General features: G+C 63.8%; 3 protein-coding genes. All 3 read right to left on the bottom strand.

Features of this window, described 5'->3' with window-relative positions; all coding sequences use genetic code 11:
- Nucleotides 1-8 precede the first annotated feature (8 nt).
- Complete coding sequence (locus EN925_RS28850) at nucleotides 9-1,058, bottom strand: dienelactone hydrolase (protein WP_127388234.1); 1,050 nt, start codon at nucleotides 1,056-1,058, stop codon at nucleotides 9-11.
- 175 nt (nucleotides 1,059-1,233) lie between these two features.
- Nucleotides 1,234-2,313 carry an AraC family transcriptional regulator gene (locus EN925_RS28845; RefSeq protein ID WP_064994021.1) on the bottom strand — a complete coding sequence of 360 codons (1,080 nt, stop codon included), beginning with the start codon at nucleotides 2,311-2,313 and terminating at the stop codon, nucleotides 1,234-1,236.
- A gap of 99 nt (nucleotides 2,314-2,412) precedes the next feature.
- The coding region (locus tag EN925_RS28840; protein ID WP_164894450.1) for a YeiH family protein at nucleotides 2,413-3,370 on the bottom strand (958 nt) is incomplete at its 5' end.

The following is a 3,370-nucleotide window of genomic DNA, read 5'->3' as shown; positions in this document are numbered from 1 at the left end:
GCTGCGTCCTACGGCTCGGTCTTCAGCGCGCGATTGAAAGCTGCAATCGTCATGTCGATCAGTTGCGCGTGAATATCACCGCGCGATCGTGCTCCACCGTCATCGCAAACCGGGTCGCCGATCTGTTCGGCCGCAATGATGCCGGCAGCGCCGGGCTTACATTCGCCGAACATGCTGTAGTGGCTCGCATCCGCGATCGTCGCATAGCTCGCCTTTGAAATTGCTTTTGCGATCTCGGATGCGTCGGCGGTCACGGGAATCTTTCCTGGTCGGCCAAGATTGACGATAGCGACCGGAATTTTGATACCGGCAAAGCTTTTGACATCGAAGACATCGGATGGGGCAGGATCGATCGCCATGGCGAAATGAATGCGCTCATCCCGGTTGTCCCGACCGGCGGCCTGCAAATCCATGGCGTGAAGATCGACGCCGCTTTGCCTGACCCAGTCGCAGAGCGAGGCATTGAGCAGGTCCGTATCGCAATAGGCCGCCAGCAATTTCGGATCGATGCGGGCACCGGCTATCGCCAGCGCCGTGTTGCCGCCCATGGAAAGACCGAGGACGCCTACTTTGCCTTGTTCGAGGTGCCCTGCGAAGAAAGCGTCCTTCGCCGTCGCGGTCAGGGCAGCCGTGAGATCGGCGGGCCGCAACCAGAGTTTCATCGTCTCGGCGGCGGATCTGTTTTTCCCCGTATTTCCCGGGTGTGTGGGAGCGGCGACGACGAATCCCTGCCTGGCCAGAGGCGTTGCAATCCAGCTCAGGGCGTGTGGGGTTCCCGCCAGGCCAGCGCCATGCGAAAGCAGGATAAGCGGGAATTTTCCGCCAGCGATAGGCGCATCGCGCATGGCGGCCGTTCCGGCGAAAAGCGCGGTGTCGCCTGATATAACCATCTCGCCGCCCGGTTGCGCGGGATACCAGACCGTCACATCGAAATCGATGCCGCGCTCCTTGGATGGGGCAGGGAACTGACGAACGCCGACATTGTCGCCGGCGTCTGCGGGGTGTTGCATGAGCGCCGTGGAAACAGCGACGGCGCAGAGCATAGTCCAGAATTTCATTGAAATCTCCGTTGTCGAACGCGCCCTATAGGTGGCAAGGCCGGAGGCTACAGCGTCCGGGCAAGCTGGCGGTCATGTTCGATTGCAGTGTTAGCGACCCAATGTCAGCGGATCGGAGCGAAGTCCGCGACCTTGATCGCGATCAAGGACGTGCTTTATCGCGATTGAGTACCGTTCAGTGCGGAACGGCGCTGCCGATTTCAGCCGCCCGCCGGTTCGCAAGCGAGGGCGCCGCGTCAGGCGCGTTCCGGTCCCGCCAGGCGAGCGGGGTCATATCGGTGACGCGGCGGAATTCGCGGTTGAAGTTCGACTTGGTCTGGAAGCCGACCGCAAACATGATCTCCGTCACGGACTGATCGGTCTCGCTCAGCAGCCGGCAGGCCTCGGTGATGCGGTGTCCGTTGACATATTGCGAGACGTTCCTGGCCGTGGCCCGGTTGATCGCCATTGAGATCTGCCGTGCTGGAATTCCGGCGCGCCGGGCAAGCCGGTTGAGGTTGAGATTGGCGTCGCGATATAGTTTTTTCTCCTGCATCAACTCGTTGACCCTGGCGATCGCATCGGCGTTCTCGCCGGCGTCGGGTGGGGACGGAGTCTCGACGGGCTCGGCGGCATTGAGCGGGACATGGCTTTGGCTGGCCGCAGCCGCCGCCATGCCGACAATGACGAGCATGAAAAGATTGCCGATGCCGATCACGGTTGCCGCGCGAGCGCCATGTCCCGACGCCAGATCGAAGGACACCAGCATGTCGACGGCTCCCGACAGGCACAGCGTAGCTGCCGCGAAAAGGATGGCCCTGTAGACCGGGACCGCGCCGTCGAAGGGCGCAAGGCGAAGCCCGTCGGCGCCGGAGCGAAGCAGCCAGAGAATGGCGGCGGCGTAGGTGAAATCGATTGATGTCAGCGCCACGTCGATCGCCTCGCGCCAAAAGATTATCAGCATGATGATGATGACCGCGGGTGTCGCGTGGAGCCCCAGCAGGGCCGGCCACCGGCGGTCGCTGGTGCGAACCAGGCTCGATACGCCGGCGTAGAGCAGAGACGGCATGATCGCGGCGGATACGGGGGCGATATAGCCGACTTCGCTGATGCCATAGCCCCAGCGCAGTCCGGTGAGCACCGATTGCAACGCTGCAACAAGGATCAGGGCGAGAAACGGCAGGTTCGGTGCTGCCTCATCCTGGCGGCTGGCGACGACCCAAAGCAGGATGAACAGCGACAGGGCGACGACGAAGGGTAAGGGAACAAACGGCATGGATCGGGTGCGGGCTCGCGTGTTGATGCGCGGCAGACCGTAGCCGATGTGATTTGATTCCCAAACTCGCTTGTGCCGTCTGCGTGCCGGCGATCAAGCTCAGGCGAACTTCACCAGCATCAGGCTGAAGCAGCCGATGAACAGGAAGGCCGAGAAGGCGAGCGCCAGCGGGCGCAGGCCGCGCGAGCGCAACTGAGAGATGTCGGCCTGCAGGCCCATGGCGGCCAGGCCCATGGTCAGCATGATGGTGGTGGCGAGCGCCATTGCCGATTTCACCTCGGTGGGCACCGTGACCAAGCTGTTCAACGCCACGACAGCGACGAAGGCGGCGACGAACCACGGCATGGGCGGCCGCGCCGCCACCTCACTGCTGCTCCTGCCGCGCGCCATCAGGCCGAGCGCGACGACCATCGGCGCCAGCATGGCAACGCGGGTCAGCTTGGCGACGGTGGCGATCTCGCCGGACTGGGTGCCGTTCTGAAAGCCGGCGCCGATGACTTGCGCCACCTCGTGGATCGAGGCGCCGGCCCACAGGCCGAAAGCGTGCTGGTCGAGGCCGAGCATGGGCGCCATGAGCGGGAAGCCGAGCATGGCGACGGTGCCGAACAAGGTGATCGAGGCGACGGCGTAGGTGACGTCCTCGTCGCGCGCATCGGTGACGATGTTGGTGGCGACGATGGCCGAAGCGCCGCAGATCGAGGTGCCGGCGGCGATCAACTGCGCCAGCTTGGCGTCGACGCCGATCAGCCGGCCAAGCGTGATGGTGAAAACGAAGGTGGCGCCAAGCGTCGCCGCGACAATGCCGACGCCGCCAGCGCCGATCGAGACCACCTGGCCGAGCGTCAGCTGGAAGCCGAGCAGCACGATGGCGAAGCGCAACAGGCGCTTTTGCGAGAATGCGATACCGGCTTTGGCGTGCACGGGCGTGCCGAGCACGTTGGAGTAGATCATGCCGGCGACGACGGCGAGGATCATTGGACTGAACAGCGCGAAGCCGGAAACATTGCGCGCCGAGAAGGCGACGGCAGTGATCATCGTGACCAGCACGATGCCGGGG

The organism is Mesorhizobium sp. M7A.F.Ca.US.006.04.2.1 (assembly GCF_004022915.1).
Classification (GTDB): Bacteria; Pseudomonadota; Alphaproteobacteria; order Rhizobiales; family Rhizobiaceae; genus Mesorhizobium; species Mesorhizobium ciceri.
This window is presented reverse-complemented; position numbering and strand designations above follow the sequence as displayed.